Origin of the sequence: Pseudomonas sp. NPDC089407, from assembly GCF_044900445.1 — a bacterium.
Classification (GTDB): domain Bacteria; phylum Pseudomonadota; class Gammaproteobacteria; order Pseudomonadales; family Pseudomonadaceae; genus Aquipseudomonas.
Map to the genome: position 1 here is coordinate 1 of NZ_JBJDNB010000018.1, position 14,065 is coordinate 14,065.

General features: G+C 55.2%; 23 protein-coding genes. 16 read left to right on the forward strand and 7 right to left on the reverse strand.

Annotated elements, in window-relative coordinates; translation table 11 throughout:
• Positions 1-526 precede the first annotated feature (526 nt).
• A complete protein-coding gene (locus ACI2KG_RS15280) occupies positions 527-736 on the forward strand; it encodes a hypothetical protein (protein WP_064492258.1) in 210 nt (69 codons plus the stop codon).
• 1,456 nt (positions 737-2,192) lie between these two features.
• Here ACI2KG_RS15280 and ACI2KG_RS15285 read toward each other — a convergent pair.
• Together ACI2KG_RS15285 and ACI2KG_RS15290 are read right to left on the reverse strand one after the other, a co-directional pair.
• Positions 2,193-2,618 (reverse strand): hypothetical protein, encoded by a 426-nt coding sequence (locus ACI2KG_RS15285; protein WP_110765393.1) that lies wholly within the window; start codon positions 2,616-2,618, stop codon positions 2,193-2,195.
• 215 nt (positions 2,619-2,833) lie between these two features.
• The gene (locus tag ACI2KG_RS15290; RefSeq protein WP_110765394.1) at positions 2,834-3,163 is read right to left on the reverse strand and encodes a DUF6388 family protein; all 330 of its coding nucleotides are present in this window, start codon (positions 3,161-3,163) and stop codon (positions 2,834-2,836) included.
• A gap of 239 nt (positions 3,164-3,402) precedes the next feature.
• Here ACI2KG_RS15290 and ACI2KG_RS15295 point away from each other — a divergent pair, with 239 nt between their 5' ends.
• The 15 genes from ACI2KG_RS15295 (at position 3,403) to ACI2KG_RS15365 (ending at position 11,683) form a co-directional block, all read left to right on the forward strand.
• On the forward strand, positions 3,403-3,918 hold the full coding sequence (locus ACI2KG_RS15295) for a hypothetical protein (protein ID WP_110765395.1): 516 nt from the start codon (positions 3,403-3,405) through the stop codon (positions 3,916-3,918).
• 403 nt (positions 3,919-4,321) lie between these two features.
• Positions 4,322-4,489: a hypothetical protein gene (locus tag ACI2KG_RS15300; RefSeq protein WP_181426710.1), complete on the forward strand. Its 168-nt coding sequence runs from the start codon at positions 4,322-4,324 to the stop codon at positions 4,487-4,489.
• Positions 4,490-4,605: 116 nt separating this feature from the next.
• Positions 4,606-5,031 carry a hypothetical protein gene (locus ACI2KG_RS15305; protein ID WP_110765396.1) on the forward strand — a complete coding sequence of 142 codons (426 nt, stop codon included), beginning with the start codon at positions 4,606-4,608 and terminating at the stop codon, positions 5,029-5,031.
• A 1-nt stretch (position 5,032) separates the two neighbouring features.
• Positions 5,033-5,305, forward strand: a complete 273-nt coding sequence (locus ACI2KG_RS15310) for a hypothetical protein (RefSeq protein WP_110765397.1) — start codon at positions 5,033-5,035, stop codon at positions 5,303-5,305.
• Positions 5,306-5,341: 36 nt separating this feature from the next.
• Positions 5,342-5,671: a hypothetical protein gene (locus ACI2KG_RS15315; protein ID WP_146226905.1), complete on the forward strand. Its 330-nt coding sequence runs from the start codon at positions 5,342-5,344 to the stop codon at positions 5,669-5,671.
• A 535-nt stretch (positions 5,672-6,206) separates the two neighbouring features.
• Positions 6,207-6,440 carry a hypothetical protein gene (locus ACI2KG_RS15320; protein ID WP_110765399.1) on the forward strand — a complete coding sequence of 78 codons (234 nt, stop codon included), beginning with the start codon at positions 6,207-6,209 and terminating at the stop codon, positions 6,438-6,440.
• Between the two features lie 84 nt (positions 6,441-6,524).
• The gene (locus ACI2KG_RS15325; RefSeq protein ID WP_181426711.1) at positions 6,525-6,995 is read left to right on the forward strand and encodes a hypothetical protein; all 471 of its coding nucleotides are present in this window, start codon (positions 6,525-6,527) and stop codon (positions 6,993-6,995) included.
• A gap of 496 nt (positions 6,996-7,491) precedes the next feature.
• On the forward strand, positions 7,492-7,689 hold the full coding sequence (locus tag ACI2KG_RS15330) for a hypothetical protein (RefSeq protein WP_110765400.1): 198 nt from the start codon (positions 7,492-7,494) through the stop codon (positions 7,687-7,689).
• 10 nt (positions 7,690-7,699) lie between these two features.
• Positions 7,700-8,284 (forward strand): hypothetical protein, encoded by a 585-nt coding sequence (locus ACI2KG_RS15335; RefSeq protein ID WP_110765401.1) that lies wholly within the window; start codon positions 7,700-7,702, stop codon positions 8,282-8,284.
• Positions 8,285-8,618: 334 nt separating this feature from the next.
• The gene (locus ACI2KG_RS15340; protein ID WP_232858955.1) at positions 8,619-8,921 is read left to right on the forward strand and encodes a hypothetical protein; all 303 of its coding nucleotides are present in this window, start codon (positions 8,619-8,621) and stop codon (positions 8,919-8,921) included.
• 225 nt (positions 8,922-9,146) lie between these two features.
• On the forward strand, positions 9,147-9,422 hold the full coding sequence (locus ACI2KG_RS15345; protein WP_110765403.1) for a hypothetical protein: 276 nt from the start codon (positions 9,147-9,149) through the stop codon (positions 9,420-9,422).
• A gap of 387 nt (positions 9,423-9,809) precedes the next feature.
• A complete protein-coding gene (locus ACI2KG_RS15350) occupies positions 9,810-10,109 on the forward strand; it encodes a hypothetical protein (RefSeq protein ID WP_110765405.1) in 300 nt (99 codons plus the stop codon).
• Positions 10,110-10,120: 11 nt separating this feature from the next.
• Entirely contained in the window at positions 10,121-10,648 is a 528-nt protein-coding gene (locus tag ACI2KG_RS15355; RefSeq protein ID WP_110765406.1) for a hypothetical protein, read from the forward strand.
• Between the two features lie 93 nt (positions 10,649-10,741).
• Entirely contained in the window at positions 10,742-11,032 is a 291-nt protein-coding gene (locus tag ACI2KG_RS15360; protein WP_110765445.1) for a hypothetical protein, read from the forward strand.
• A 372-nt stretch (positions 11,033-11,404) separates the two neighbouring features.
• A complete protein-coding gene (locus tag ACI2KG_RS15365) occupies positions 11,405-11,683 on the forward strand; it encodes a hypothetical protein (RefSeq protein WP_110765407.1) in 279 nt (92 codons plus the stop codon).
• A 37-nt stretch (positions 11,684-11,720) separates the two neighbouring features.
• On the opposite strand, the gene ACI2KG_RS15370 is transcribed toward ACI2KG_RS15365, so the two are convergent.
• The 5 genes from ACI2KG_RS15370 to ACI2KG_RS15390 form a co-directional block, all read right to left on the reverse strand.
• Complete coding sequence (locus tag ACI2KG_RS15370; protein ID WP_110765408.1) at positions 11,721-12,017, reverse strand: hypothetical protein; 297 nt, start codon at positions 12,015-12,017, stop codon at positions 11,721-11,723.
• Positions 12,018-12,076: 59 nt separating this feature from the next.
• Complete coding sequence (locus ACI2KG_RS15375; RefSeq protein WP_232858965.1) at positions 12,077-12,583, reverse strand: serine acetyltransferase; 507 nt, start codon at positions 12,581-12,583, stop codon at positions 12,077-12,079.
• Positions 12,584-12,797: 214 nt separating this feature from the next.
• Positions 12,798-12,980 (reverse strand): hypothetical protein, encoded by a 183-nt coding sequence (locus ACI2KG_RS15380; RefSeq protein WP_110765410.1) that lies wholly within the window; start codon positions 12,978-12,980, stop codon positions 12,798-12,800.
• 45 nt (positions 12,981-13,025) lie between these two features.
• Positions 13,026-13,211, reverse strand: a complete 186-nt coding sequence (locus ACI2KG_RS15385; protein WP_110765411.1) for a hypothetical protein — start codon at positions 13,209-13,211, stop codon at positions 13,026-13,028.
• A 134-nt stretch (positions 13,212-13,345) separates the two neighbouring features.
• The gene (locus ACI2KG_RS15390) at positions 13,346-13,996 is read right to left on the reverse strand and encodes a hypothetical protein (protein ID WP_110765412.1); all 651 of its coding nucleotides are present in this window, start codon (positions 13,994-13,996) and stop codon (positions 13,346-13,348) included.
• Between the last annotated feature and the right edge of the window lie 69 nt (positions 13,997-14,065).

A 14,065-nucleotide genomic window follows, 5' to 3' on the forward strand; every position in this document is an offset into this window, starting at 1 on the left:
CTGCCGACCCAACGGGCCAGTGAGATCGGACAGTTGCTGCCGCATCAGTGGGTGCCGGCCTGACTTACGCAAGGTGAGTTCGCCGGACGCTTACGAAACAACCACAACCTGGTGTCGACGAGGAACCCCAATGGAGTTACCTGCAAGACATGCCGATCAACCGAATCGCATCGCGTAGCAGCTGCAGCGCCAGCGGTTAAGTCAGAATCACAAGCGGACATCGGCCGCCAGCTCATCGTAAGCATCCGCACCGCTACTGAGCACCTCCACGCAGAGGTTCAACGAACCATGTCGAGAAAACAAGCGTGGGAATGGCGTCTGACGAGGCTGGGGCCTGGAAACAGGCTGCCTCGGGGTTTCAAGCAGCAGCCCTTCACTAAGCAGATATGGATCATGCAGGACGATTGTCCCCAATACCTCATTGGGCTACCCGGCCATGGGCGCGCAAAAAAGTCTGAAGCGGAGGAGGACAGTAAGCCGGATCAGTGATTACACTGAGCCATCATCCACGCAAGGAGCAGCTCCGATGGCAATTGAAGATGTAACCGAGTTGAAGCAAGTGAATGGTCAGACTCAGGCGCAGCGCCTGCTGGATGAAGGGTGGCGTATTTTGGCAGTGTGCGTGATCCAGGATGGCAGCAGCCAGTATGCCGAGTATCACTTGGGGCGTGCCAAACCGGTTGAGTCGGCAGTAGGCCCCGGCGTGCAGGTCAGCAGGGTGCCGCTCAAGGGCTGACCATTCGTTGTTCCAAGTCGACTACACACAGCCCCGGGAAATCCGGGGCTGATCCATTTTAAACGCAGCACTGGCCGCCGGCGCAGAGGGATAAGCTGGACTGCAGCCGCGTGCTATGAGGGAGAGTTGAATTGTCCAATTCACCACCCCGTCAATTTCGGGGCTCGGAAAGTCTCGCGGCAGAACAGCGCACTCGCGACGCTGTGAGGCCATTCTTGGAGGCCTGCGGCTTCAACGTTGTCGAGGACCGTCGAATTCCAACTGGCTCAGCATCCCAGCAGATAGTCGCTTTCAACACCCACGAAGGACAGCATGTCAAAGCCCGGGTGCGCCTTTGCTGGCGCCGTGATGGTCGTAATCCGAACGAGCAAAAGTACTCAGCTGCTCAGTTGACCGCCCACCTACGGCCTGGCGGCTGGGACGCTACCCTGGAGCACGTGGTGGGGAGAGACCTCGCCCAAGGCATCAGCCACGCCATGCTATTTCAGCGCGACGGCGAGGCGGTGGCCTATGCGGCTCTTATCCCGCTAGGTGCTTTGCATCCGATCTGGAATCGTCAGTGGGAAGTAAGCGATGAGCTCTTGCGTCTGGGGCTGAAGGGCCGCATCAAGAAAAACCATGCACAGAACGGAACAAGTCCAACGCTATGGCTACAGGATGACCGGTTGCCAGATACCCACCAGGTAGCTGATGTCTTGTGGCAATGGCCAGGGGTTGTCGATCTCGCGAAGCTGGTCCCTACCGGTGGATTATCGCCGAGCCTTGACGACACGTTCGACGATTGTCCTGCCCCCGATTATTCGGATCTAGGCCGCGACCTTGGGGAGAGGGTGAGCACGCTTCGGTCACACGTGAAGCGAGACCCTCGGGTGCGACTAGCGGTGCTAGAACGGGCTCGGTACCGATGTGAGAGATGCGACGAGAGTCGAACCTTCCGCGGCTTCCTAGACGTGCATCACGTGCTAGGTGCCGAGGTGTCTGACCGCGTCTACAATTGCGTAGCACTCTGTCCGAATTGCCACCGAGAAGCTCACTACGGTGAAAACCGAGATGAACTGAATACGCAGCTTCTGGAGTACGCCCTTGAATTCCGATCGTGACTTCCCATCGCCGATCGTCGTGACGCCATTCTAGGACCTCCTAAACAAAGCAGGTCCGATCATGAACGCAGCACCAGAAGCAATTTATCGGCAGGTGGACGAGGACCAGGTCACGTTCTGGGTCGCAGTCGACGGGCGAGGTTATCGAGCGTGGGGCACCTTTAGGGGACGGCACATCAACGCCCGGGGAGGATCTCGATCGGCCGCAGTAGGCGAGTGGCTTCGAAAGGCGAATTACGCAGCCAGCGAGTGATGTCTCGGCATAGGAGCGTAAGGGTGGATCCTCGACCGCTCCTCAGCCCCTGCGTGCGCCTGTAGTGCAGGGCAGCATGGAAGCCGAGTGTGTGCAGACCAGGTTAATCGAAGGTGGGCAGCCCCGCGTGCTCGATGAACCGTTCAAGCACCGCTCGCTCGACCGATGATGTGGCCGTTCCCCCATGGCTGGCTTTACCGCGTAGATCTACTTCCCAGCTGGCGTACCAGGAGTCTTCTGGGCCGACATACACCGCCTGGCGGCCATCTGGAAACTGGTCTGCCGTCAGGTCAACAATCAGCGAATCCACAACGAGCCACATGTGTGGCTTGCCATTCCGGTTGGCGTTTACAGTGTCGGCCTCAGGGCCGCCTGGAATGCTGTTGAGATAATCGCCAAGGAGTTCCGAGGTCACTGCGCAGCAGGCGCTCGGGAAATCCATCATGTGCTGCGGAAGAATGCCCAGGGCTTTCTGTTTGTCGAGCGATGCACGGAAGTCATGCGCGATTTTGTGTAGGTCAATCACCATACTGCGAAACCATATCGTGAGAGGGGAGGAGACGCTTTCGGGGCGCCCACAAAAAAGCCCCGGGCGTTCCGAGGCTTTTGACTTCCTTAGCCGTAACGCTATGAAAGGAGCAGCAGGGCGAGATCACGAAGCGGCTGTTACGAGCAGCAGCGTGAGGTCACCGCGCATCGAGGGCAAACTTACAGCACCGGCAGGACGGTTTCAACTCGAATTGGTTATTCGAGGATTTTATTAAGGGCTTTGTACTCTGGCCAGTCGATACCCAGCGCATCAGCCATTTGCCGGTGGCGCTTAAGCCGCCATTCCTGAGCTTGTTGAGGGGATTCGGCAACCAGCCCTATCACAAACTCATCCAGGTCGATTCCCCGCTTCTCCGCGGCTTCAGCGAACACCCGAATCCGCTGAGCTTTACGATACTCCTCCACAGTCATACCACCGGCCTCAATCACCCGGGGGTTAACCGCCTCAATCTCTTTCATCGCATTGGGGTTGTCAGCAAAGAACTTGTTCCGAGCTGCGTCGTACCGGTCTTCGAAGGTCAGCATGCCTCACTCCCTGTTTTGTGAATTGATCGCTGCGAGGCAGCGGATGGCGCATGCGCGCATATGCGTGAGTTTACCGTGGGATCGATGACATCAGGACCAAGCTTGCGCGATGAGCTACGAGAGGATTGAATCATGCAGTGGAAGAACGGGCCTGAGTCCGGTAAGCCGCAAGCAACCTCTGTTTTCAAGCACAGCCCATCGATCTTACTTCTGCATCCCCCCTGGAAGGAGCCTGCCTCATGAAAAATGCGACTCTGCTCGGTACCGAGCCTCCGGCGCTGCTGACCACGCCTTTGACCGTAGTGCTTGACTCTATTGTCCTGGACGAGTTGAACTTCTACCGAAAGGCGCAGCATGCGTTCTACGCCGCCCAAGCCGTCGATAGCACTTATCAGGATGAGCTGAAGGGTTTGCAGGCGAAATACGAGCAGGCCCAGCGCCTTCTCGGGAACGTAGTTGGCCACCTGGTTCGTTCCGCCTTGGGCGAGCCGATGCACCTGATGACCGCGGAGCCCGTGCCGGGGCCAGCTGTTGAAAGGGGCGAACAGCTGATCAGCCAGGCCTCCATCGCCATTGCTCACACCTACCTGGCCAGCGTGCTGGACGCGGCTCGCACAGCGGCGAGCATTGAAGAGGCGAAGCGCGAGTCGAGCGTGGCCATCGGGTATGCCAGGCTCATGGCTGACCTAGGGTTGCTGACCGATGAAGAGTACATTGGCAAGCGTAGCGAGGCACTGCAAGCAGTGGAGCGGTAAGAATGCGGGTATGCAAGGCAACTACTGGAACACCAGGAGCGGTCTCCGTAAGCGTGAAATCAGGTTGCCAGCCGCCACCGCTTGCTCCAGGCGGTGCACGAAGGGCGCCGGCATCAGCAGCTATTTGCTCCAGCTGAAGTGTATGGGGGCAGTGAAATTACCTTCTCACTCACATTGTCGTATAGGCAAATTATCATTGTTAAAGGTTGTCCTATAGGATAACCTTTTTCCGTCTCGGGCACCATTCGGCTATAGCTTAGCCTTTCGTTGCTGATACAGCTGGCGTAGCTTGCTACGTTATCGAAGAGGCGACGAGTTGATGACCAGGTTGATCGGTAACACTGCAGAGCGGTAGAGGCCGCCAAGGCGGCTCGTTCTGGGGCCTGATCCAGGAATGATCAGTATGACTTTGACGTACGAAGAGGCGATGGACGAGGAAACAGAGGTGTACCGCGCCGAGGTTGCCCGAGAGTGCGAGATCCGCGGCCTTGACTTGGCAGAGTTGATCGCAGCCTTGGGGGACCACGTTGTTTACAAGTCACGTGAGATTATGAAGTGGTTCGGGTACTGATTCGCGATGCCGTTATTTGCACCGATGACCTGCACCACCAGAATCGCCCCGGGCGGGTAATTGCAAATAGGAAAAGACCAAGCTGTGTTTATTAGCCTGGCAAAGGAGAATTACTTTTGAAAAGCTTCGCGATCTCGATCGCTTGGGTAATGCTGGTGCTCTGGTGTGCGATCCGAATCGGCTTCGCTCTGCAAACAATCGACCCTGCAGTCGCGTTCATCACTGATCCATCCATCTGTCACCTCGCAGGATCTCCAGTAGTCAATGGGCACTGCCGGGCCGAAGGGCGGATTGTGGGTGGTCTCGATGACAAATGGCATCTGCACACGGCAAGCACTCCAGCAGAAGGGGTTGTCCTGCCCAAATCGGTCGGTCTGCTGTATCAAGTAGAGTCATACAGTTTTCGGGGTGGTTCACTTGCTGGTTACGTGCTGGCAGTCCTAACCTTCATCCTCGCTTCCCTGCCGGCCGTTATTGCAACGTTGAAGGTGTCACGTAAAGCTCGCACCTCATCGCCGAACCAATCTTCACAAGGAGTTTGACATGGATTACGGATTTCACCCGGGAAGGCGGAGGCTTAAATTGCCGTTCCCTGTACTCTTCGTTCTCGTAGTTGGCCTCATTGCTGCAGCCGTAAGTGTTGCTGTATTTGAATTCAAACCAGCTGCTTGGTTAGTCATGGGTGTGATTTACGTCTGTGCTTTTTTTGCCCTTGTTAGCGGTAAAGAGGGTAAAGGCAGCGCAGCACTTTGGCTTGCAAAGGCCTTTGCTTTTAGCGGTATTTTTATTCTCTGCTTGGTGACGCTGGCTAAGTAAGGCGAATCCAAATAGATTTTGGTGGATCAAATGTTCATGACTATCAAACTTGACGGCCAGCAACCCTATGCTTTCAATCCGGTTGATGCCGCTCGCAGCGAACCTGAGTTCCTGGTTCAGATGCTTGAGCGGATGCTGGATGAGAAGTTTAGCACTGAGAAGAGAGCAGACCTCCTAGCCATTGTCGCCGCTCTGCCCGAGGGGGCAACCATGCTGGATCTGTTCGAGGCTATCAAGGCTCAAGAGGCTGCGAGCCTGGGCATCACTCCAGAACAGTACGAAGCATTGTCCCCGTTGCTTGTTGCACTTCGGGAGATGCAAGAGAAGGGCCCGCTGGCCGGCCTCTTCGACCAGCCGCACGGGTGACGAACAACATGGATCATAATCATCCTAAACCGCCATGCCGTCGTACGACGCAACATTCGTTTATGCTGGTCATTGCATTAGTCATGCTCGGTTGGCAGGGCTACTTGTTCCACTTGCAAGCCGCCACAATTGGTTCGTTCCGCGGATACGAGTGGCCTTCGCTCTGGCCTGCTTTTGTGGCTGCAGCTGCGCTTATCCTGCTCGTACGCTCGATTCGGCGGTACCAAGCGGCGGTGCGATCTGCAAAATGGGTGCGCCGCGATGGACGCCGTCTTCCCTAATCGGCTGGAAGATACTTCCGGCCTGCTTAAGCGGTTTTTTGAGGAAGCACCGTGATTGAGCAAATTTGCATTGACGGGGCACCTGGGCTGTAGCCGGGATCGACACGGAAAAGGAGAATGTCGTCGCCGGCATGTCGCTATCACCTTGATTGGTCGTGAGAAATCCGTCTAGGCCAGTTACACTTCATGCTAGGCCACAGCTAGGCCAGGTCTGATGAAAGGCGTGAGCTTCGCACCCACAACGTGAGGTATATATGAGCGATAACGAAAAATACAGCCAGCTAGACCAGGATCTCGAAGCTTTTGGCGATAAATGGTCTATCGAGAACTCGATCATCTGGTGCCAGGATTGCAATTCCAGCCAAGCTGTTGATCAGGCGGCCGAATCCTTCGCTCATGCGCAAGGGTGCTCTAACGAAACAGAAAGGGCACAGCATCCGTGGCATGAGCTCAAAGATCTGCTTGGTGACCTTCCTCACCTTGGGTAAAACAGCGGGCGGTTTTTCCCATCTACCTTGGTCGCAAGCTAGGGTAGCTGGAAACTAGATTAATTTTGGTGTGCAATCGTTCTCATGAAAGTAATTATCTTCGCAGCTTTGGCTGCTTTCTCGTTCAATGCATGTGCAGAGTCAGTAAATATACGCACTGAGCTCTATCGCAATGGTGAGCTTGTAGCTAAGCCTTACGCGATTACTGACAACGGTTCCCGGCGTCCGTTCAAAGAAGTTCAGTACATGAACTACAGAGAATTAGTTGGTTCGAATAAAGCGCGACTCGGCCGTCTAGAGCTTGGCACAACTGCTTATTTTACGCCAGTTGTCACTAGTGATGGAGACATCCGTCTGACCATGGACGTCAACTACGTACGCTTGAAGGAAATGAAGACTGACAAATTTGGTAGTCTTACCGTTGATTACCCTGTCACTGATGGCTACGTGTATAAATCGACTGAAATTCTCCCTAATGGTGGTAAGCGCGAATATAGAACCACCGAAAAAAATGGTGATGAGTACACTTACATCGTCACAGCTACAAGGCAATAATTCCACGCACTACTGGTTCTTCCGTCGAATATATTTCGCGGTCTCGCACCGGTCTTCTCGCGCCAGCGCCAGTGCGACTGCCACTGGCTGCAGGCCTGGCGCTGCTTAAAGTTCGCCGCCTGATCCGTGACGAGACTCGGCGGGACGGTTTGATCATTTCTTAACCTGAGAACGAGGTGCACGCTGAACGCTGAGCGCGGCCTTCTATCGTACGCCTTTTCGGTATTGTGACAATCTTAATTGTCCTGTGATGATCTCAATTGTTTTGTGACAGTCTTAATTGATGCAAAACACCGGGCTCCCACAAACCTCCCTCATGATATTGATCTGCCACCCGGTGGCCAGTATTATCTATACGTGTTATGAATCCATTCCTGGGAGGTGGCGAAGGCCAATGGGTGGGTCATGCGCGGTCTGCCTGGTCGTGTCATTCACCTCTGCCCGCACTGTGCCTCACTACCTGTTCAGTGAAACCCAACATTGAGGAGACAATGGGATGCGCCCGATTATCGAGACTGACAAGCAGCTGATAGATGCCCTGGTCTTTGAGGGGGAGTTCGGTGTCAGCAAGGTTCAACGTTTGACCGGTTGGGGCTACAACCAAGCTGCCAGAAAACTGGAAGAGCTGGCGAAGCAGAATCTGATACGGCCTGTTGAAGAGGCTCCTTACCGGTTCGTTTTGTCATCGGAATGATCACCAACCCATGAGCATGCGCAGAGCTTTCGGCGACGTAGTCGATCTGAGTAATGCAGAGAGTGGGGTCTGCCTTGCCCGTATCGTCTCCGGGCCTGCTGATTGCAATGTCTGCACCGGATTTGTGGTGGGCGTCTGTGACGACCCAAATTGCGTTGAATGGAGGGTCTTGGAAGCCTTGGATGTGCAACTGAGCCCTATCGCTAAGGAGTTCCACCTCGTTTCCGAGTGTGTGATGCGCGATGCTGATCTTTTCACGCCCCTGAACCCGGAGACCTCCTCTGGTCAGTGCCCGGCCTGCGCTGGGACAGCCGTGGTTAACGAATGGCAAGAGCTGTTCTCAGGAAAGCTGAAGGCATACAAAAATCTGGTGTGTGACTGTGGCCATTGGCACGGGGACACCGGAAATCTTGGCGAGTACCAATACCTGGAAGATATTGATCACTGGATTGCTTGGCATCACATTCACATCGAGCAGGAACTCGCCGAGTTGGAGTGGTTGACCCCCGAGGACTTCCTGGGCTTCGTGTTGGGTCTTCAATCAGTACATTCCCCCTGTAATGTCGACGGAATATCGAGGGCTACACCATCATGACCACTCCACCAGTGTCATCGCGGCAACCGCAAGCGGCATTCCGCGCTTTGCGGCCTGCGCAGCTCTCACAAGGCCGCTTCGCTATCATGGCGCACGTCCTCGGTGAAAATGGGAAACCTACCTGTGGAATGGCTTTGGATCTGGTGAATGCAGAACCCGCCGATCGTATCCATGTTGCGGTGCGTTGCCGGCGGCCAGGTTGCTCCAGGCGCTGGCCTGATACTGATCCTCTCGATGAGCACTTCTTCTGCAAAGACCATTCTTGGCTCAACGACCTCAAATCAAGCGTCTGATGGGCAGAACCCGGCCGCTAACACACCTATGGAGAATTAGCATGTCGATGGAGTTTCGAACCCTGGCGGGAAACACCGTGATGATTGATCCAGGTACTGACGGTCAACTAGCCTTTGCATTGCCTGACCCTGTCGCCGAACCTGGCCTTGGCCAAGTTGAAGAAGTACGCCTTCTGCGGAAGCAGATCGAGGCGCTTGTTCGCAGCAAAGGGGATCCGGCGGATGCAGCATTGAGCATATGCGTCTTGCTCGATGAGCACCTGGGATTAGCTGATGAAGGGTTCTTTGACGATGACGATGCGGTCCAGGATGCGATCCTGGCTGCCCGGGCGGCAGATGAGTGAGGAGTGAATACTCCGTGGATCCGCTGCTACCGCTGGTCTGTTTCTAACTCTAACCAAGCATCTCACCCCGCACCTCAATGATCGCGCCGGCCAGGGGGCGACGATCAGCTCTACCACCCCTCCAACGCTCAACTCCCCATTCCGCACGCTATCGCTCCAGATCGGGGGATTGGCTTGAGCTCAAAGCCATCGCATACTGTTCGCATATACAGTATAGGTGGCAATATGTTTTGGGATGACGAGCCGTTGCCAGAGGTGCCCGCCGACATTCTCGCCCAGGCCGCGAAAGGGGCCGACTCGGGGGATATCGGCGACCGCGAGCGTTCGGCTTTGCAGCGGGTGATCGCTATCAACCAGCGGCTATACCGCAGAGCCTGGGAACTGGAACGCAAGGTAGAAGAACTGGAGTCCCATGGGGAATCCATGCGGCAGCAGATTGTAGGCCTGGTCCAACTTACGCGACGACTGGGATACGAACCGTCTACAAAACAGCCCCGCTGATCAGACCGTCCCGCCGGCCGCCTAAGCCCAGAAGCACCTTGAATAATGGGTCAGTTGTAGTGTTATGCGTACGTGTTATGTATTATATTTCCGATTCGATTCCCAAGACCCCCAAGGGTGCTCACGAGCATGGACGGAACCCTTCAACAAGTTACCCCTTGTCGAAAGTGCAACAGCCTCAGCGGCTGGTACGAGAAGAGGATTTGCAAGTACACGCAGATCTTCGAGGCCAACGGGGACGCCTTCGACGCCAGCAACATGGTGCGAGTTCGAGGCGGCGATCGCCGCTTCTGTGTGCAGTGTCATCGCGACATAACCGATCAGATACAGGTAGTCGTCGCCTGACAACGCATTTTCAAGCCCTCATATCCCAAGCGAGAGATCCAGATGAACAAACAGCAAGCAATGCCTCGCGATACTTACATGGATCGCAACGGGCCTTGGATTCGCCCTTTCATTGGGGCGATTCTGATGTTGTTGGGACCTGTGCTGTTGCAGGTCGTGAATTCCACCCCGGCTTGGCTGCCGACCTGGGCGTCGACCTTAGGTGGGGCAGTCGGCTTCGGTTTCGCCGGTTTCTACGCGATCAAGACGGAGACGGTTTCCGCTTTGATCATTCGAGTGTTGGCGAATGCGCTTTGGGCGATGTTGATCGTGTACCTGGTCGTTCATGCGCTTGCCTCTTGAGGAACAACCCGGTGCGAGACCCACTGAAACTGCTCCTCTTTTTCCCTGTTATTCCGATGCTTTGGGGCGGCTTGCAGTTGCAGCTGCAATACCTCGGGTGGATTCCACAGGAAAGCCTGAAGTCGACTGTCTGGTTAATTGTCTGCAGCCTGTTGATGACTCTGCTGGTTGCTTGGGTGCTCAAGAAGTCATCCTCCCAGGAGCGACTCACGCTTGAGATGAAACTGAACAGTATCGTCACAGGCGGAGGAGAGTGTTTCACCGGGGCGTTCTCCTCGGATACCCGGTTCTTGGCTGATTTGGAAGAGTTCCAAGATGTCCTCCACGCCGTTGCGTGGCGTGACTCACGTAACAATGGCCGCTTCATGGCCTGGCGCGAACCGGCTACGGTTCAGATCTGGCCAGGTCCCTTGGGGATCACTGAAATCGAGCTTGAGGTCGTTACCAGGGCCCTTGCTGCAGAGTTCACCTCGCTGGAAGTTGAGGTGATGGAGGCGGCCCCTGAGCTAGAACGTCTCGGCAGCACTGTCCAGGCATGAGCTCAGTGCGCTATTTTTTGGTGTCCTGAATAGGCACATGTGCCTAGAATGCGGGTAGGCACATGTGCCTATTTTCAGATGTTTGGAGGGGTGATGGACGAAGAACAGCGGGAAGCAAACCGGCAAGCGTATCTGGGGCTGCTGAAAACTTTCAATGTGAAGCAAGGTGAGAGTGCGATTCTCATCAACGCCGTCACCAAACGGCCCTGCTCAATTCGTACTGTTCGATCGTGGCTCAACGATCCGACTAAGAAATCATCCCGGCCTTGCCCGTCCTGGGCGGTTAAAGCCTTGGAGGATGGGATCGTGTACATGCAGCAGTTGATGGAGCGTCGAAAGCAGCAGCAAGCCGCGAAGCTGACAGCTGAAGACACACCTAAGTAGGCACATGTGCCTATTGCCTTGATGGTAGGCACATGTGCCTACTTTCGGTATGGCTCAGCTCGAACAAACCCATTAAGCCCGGCCTGCTGGTGGGCTGAGACCGTAGAGCCCCGCTTGTTCCTCTGCGCCCATGTTAGAGCTACGCGCTATACTACGAGACCCCGCTGCAGTGATCTGCAGGCGGGACGGGCCGAGGAGCTGCCGGTACTTACCGCGTGGCAGTTGAACGGCTTTAAAATCCGCTGCCCGGAACTGGGCAGGCCTGCACCATCTTCGAGTGCCGGCAGTCGCGTCAAGCTGGCGCCGAAAGGGGCAGACAAGGCGCCCACGAAATACGCTCTCCCTGTTGCGATTTCGAGAGGTACACATCCCATGAACATGATCGATCCTCAAGCCCTGAAACAGTTCGTGCTGGATGCCTTAGAGCATGATAAGGCGAACCTTGGCAGCTATCGTGAGCACCCGGATTTGGAGCGAACCCGGGCCTATCACATGGGGCGTCTAATGCTGCTGCGCGATTTCCATGTGATCACCAAAACAGAACATGATCTGCTTGAAATCGAGCTGCTACGCGCCTGTGTGGAAGAAGCTGACAAGCGCGATGACGAGATTGAAGGCTCACCGCTGGACGAGACGCGCAAAGCGAGCTGATGGCGCTGCCTGGCGATCGGGGCGCCACTAGTGCTCCTTAGCCAGGCAGCAGGAAGCTCGTGTCGATTGCGTCATCAGGGACATCGACGCCCCACCACTCCTTCGCCTTCTCACGGAACATCTGCCATTCGAATTTTGAAGGGCTTCCATGCGTGCAGAGACGGCATTCCTGGGCTCCGGCCATTTGCTCCGAAACAGTGTTGTGCAGGTCGACTCCGCGTGGACTAAACCGAGCAACCGTGGACCCGTCACCGCTATAGTGAATCCACAGGGTCTGTCGGTTTGCTGCAATCTGAAGCTCGTAAAATAGCTCATGGTCAATTTGATCGGTCATGTCCGCCCCTGCTTAATCTGCAAGCCAATTTTCATCTCACGACTCAATCTGGGTTTAAATTAGAATGTCGAAACGCGTTTGTTGTAGAACGTGGTGCCGTCTGGAATGTCTTTGGTTACTAAGCTCATAGCGCCAATCGTTACATTGTTCCCAATCTTCAAGCTGTCAGAAATAATGCAGCTGTTAGCCCCCAAGCAAACGTCGTCGCCAATTATAAGAGAATAGCTTTCTCTACCAAGTGTTTTGATTCCGATAGTAGTGTTCTGGCGGATCAAGAAGTTTTTTCCGATCTGGGCATACCCGCTGATTACCACGCCTGGGAGATGGGCAATCTTAAAACCAGGACCAATCTGCGCGTCCAAACCTATATCTACTGAATATTTTCGATTAAGGCGCTGGCCCATCGCCCGGGCATAGGCCCTGGGGAAGCCACCCTTGGAGTGGAGATATTGAGCCAGTCGGAACAGGAAGAGAAAACGCAGTACATTGTACTTACGGGCACGCTTGACCACATTGAAAAACAGACTTGTTTTTCGACATGGCTGTTTCTTATTGGAAACCTCCATGCGCCAGCATTCGAGTAGTTGAGCGTATTTCAAGATTGGTACCAGATAGTTGAACTGTCTCGCTGGCATGATGGAGGACGAGCTCTCTCGCGTAAAGCGGTTCAGGAAGATGTGGCTCTACTTCTGGGTAGATCCCGCCACTTGCCATGGAATGAAAAAAGCCCCCAGCAAAGCCGGGGGCGGTGTGCATGCTCAAGCCTCAAATTTCTGAGGTTCAGTCATACGGGGTTGCGGCCGTAGAAGGCAGGCCACGCTCTGCGCGGAATTCTTGTGCCATCTGCGCACGACGCATATCGGAGAGGATGTCGAACTCGCGCTCGTATTCAGGGTTGACGCTGCCCATTGCTGCGTAGGCGTCTCGGACCTTCTGTGCTTGTGCTTCGATTGCGTTGATCATGATGTTCCTGGTTGGGTTTGGAGGACTGAGGTGGACGGCTGGTGATCAGCCGGCGGCGAGCAATCGTCCATTCAGCTCTTTGAGCTTCTGGTCGTAGTGCTCAACCAGATCGCTGTATTCCTTCGACTGCCAGCTTTCTAGGCCGCCGGCGTTTAGGACCTGCAAGCAGTAGTCTTTCTGTCCTTGTATAGACAGGACGTCGTCTTTGATCAGTTGCAGATAATGGTTCATGGTGTGTGTCCGCCCGAAGCGTTGTTGGCTAAGTACTCGGTGATGGCGCACATGCAAAAAGAAACTTCGGGCAATAAAAACCCCAGGCAAGCCCGGGGTGTGGTGGAGCGTTCGCCTAAGTGAGCCTGAAGGCGTTATTCACCATCCGCGGCCTGGTCGCGAGGGCGAAGCAGCCGCACTGCATAGGTGCCGCTTACTACGTGGTCAACTTGGGCTGAAAAACGGCTGGTGCCCGCTTCAATTGCCTCTGTCGAGCAGTCTGGGGTGAAGCGCGCAGTCGTTGTGCTCAGCACATTGTTGCCCTCGCTGTAGTATTGAGCGATCAGGCGCCTGGCACCGTCATCCCCGCCTTGTAGGTAAGCGATTGCCTCTTTGATGCCGACCGCTGTTTGGTACTGCTTTTTGGCCACACCAGAGGTGCAGTTGAAACTCAGGTCGTCGACGATCAGCCAACCTTGAGACCCCAACCGATCAGCAATGAGCGTTTTCAGCGCATCGGCATCATCTGCAGTGGTTGCAGGTGAAGTTGCAGTCGCCTCACCTGTTAGGTGTTTTGCGTCGATCCGGTGAGCCAGGTCCTCGGTCACAATGAAGTGCGTGGAGCCAATGGTTCGGACGACTCCACGCCCTTCGATTGGGGACTCCAAGCGATCGAGCAGGGGTCTGGTGTCGCGAATCTCCACTCCCTCTCCGGTCTGGGAGATACGCACGATGCACGCCATCTCGACGATGGTCCGTGCAAGCTCCGGGGTCAGGCAGGTCGCTATTTTCACGAGTGTTGTCATGGTTTCTCTCCTGAGGAATTGAACATCGTGCTCAGGGATGAGTTACATGGCAGAACAAGGACGCTGGCG

Bases quoted from the DNA above. Each gene is read 5' to 3' on its own strand.
- ACI2KG_RS15330 (WP_110765400.1), top strand. From the start codon at position 7,492: ATGCGCCCGATTATCGAGACTGACAAGCAGCTGATAGATGCCCTGGTC.
- ACI2KG_RS15280 (WP_064492258.1), top strand. From the start codon at position 527: ATGGCAATTGAAGATGTAACCGAGTTGAAGCAAGTGAATGGTCAGACT.
- ACI2KG_RS15285 (WP_110765393.1), bottom strand. From the start codon at position 2,618: ATGGTGATTGACCTACACAAAATCGCGCATGACTTCCGTGCATCGCTC.
- ACI2KG_RS15365 (WP_110765407.1), top strand. From the start codon at position 11,405: ATGAACATGATCGATCCTCAAGCCCTGAAACAGTTCGTGCTGGATGCC.
- ACI2KG_RS15390 (WP_110765412.1), bottom strand. From the start codon at position 13,996: ATGACAACACTCGTGAAAATAGCGACCTGCCTGACCCCGGAGCTTGCA.
- ACI2KG_RS15295 (WP_110765395.1), top strand. From the start codon at position 3,403: ATGAAAAATGCGACTCTGCTCGGTACCGAGCCTCCGGCGCTGCTGACC.
- ACI2KG_RS15350 (WP_110765405.1), top strand. From the start codon at position 9,810: ATGAACAAACAGCAAGCAATGCCTCGCGATACTTACATGGATCGCAAC.
- ACI2KG_RS15370 (WP_110765408.1), bottom strand. From the start codon at position 12,017: ATGACCGATCAAATTGACCATGAGCTATTTTACGAGCTTCAGATTGCA.
- ACI2KG_RS15310 (WP_110765397.1), top strand. From the start codon at position 5,033: ATGGATTACGGATTTCACCCGGGAAGGCGGAGGCTTAAATTGCCGTTC.
- ACI2KG_RS15380 (WP_110765410.1), bottom strand. From the start codon at position 12,980: ATGATCAACGCAATCGAAGCACAAGCACAGAAGGTCCGAGACGCCTAC.
- ACI2KG_RS15300 (WP_181426710.1), top strand. From the start codon at position 4,322: ATGACTTTGACGTACGAAGAGGCGATGGACGAGGAAACAGAGGTGTAC.
- ACI2KG_RS15290 (WP_110765394.1), bottom strand. From the start codon at position 3,163: ATGCTGACCTTCGAAGACCGGTACGACGCAGCTCGGAACAAGTTCTTT.
- ACI2KG_RS15360 (WP_110765445.1), top strand. From the start codon at position 10,742: ATGGACGAAGAACAGCGGGAAGCAAACCGGCAAGCGTATCTGGGGCTG.
- ACI2KG_RS15375 (WP_232858965.1), bottom strand. From the start codon at position 12,583: ATGGAGGTTTCCAATAAGAAACAGCCATGTCGAAAAACAAGTCTGTTT.
- ACI2KG_RS15315 (WP_146226905.1), top strand. From the start codon at position 5,342: ATGACTATCAAACTTGACGGCCAGCAACCCTATGCTTTCAATCCGGTT.
- ACI2KG_RS15385 (WP_110765411.1), bottom strand. From the start codon at position 13,211: ATGAACCATTATCTGCAACTGATCAAAGACGACGTCCTGTCTATACAA.
- ACI2KG_RS15345 (WP_110765403.1), top strand. From the start codon at position 9,147: ATGTTTTGGGATGACGAGCCGTTGCCAGAGGTGCCCGCCGACATTCTC.
- ACI2KG_RS15340 (WP_232858955.1), top strand. From the start codon at position 8,619: ATGTCGATGGAGTTTCGAACCCTGGCGGGAAACACCGTGATGATTGAT.
- ACI2KG_RS15325 (WP_181426711.1), top strand. From the start codon at position 6,525: ATGAAAGTAATTATCTTCGCAGCTTTGGCTGCTTTCTCGTTCAATGCA.
- ACI2KG_RS15335 (WP_110765401.1), top strand. From the start codon at position 7,700: ATGAGCATGCGCAGAGCTTTCGGCGACGTAGTCGATCTGAGTAATGCA.
- ACI2KG_RS15320 (WP_110765399.1), top strand. From the start codon at position 6,207: ATGAGCGATAACGAAAAATACAGCCAGCTAGACCAGGATCTCGAAGCT.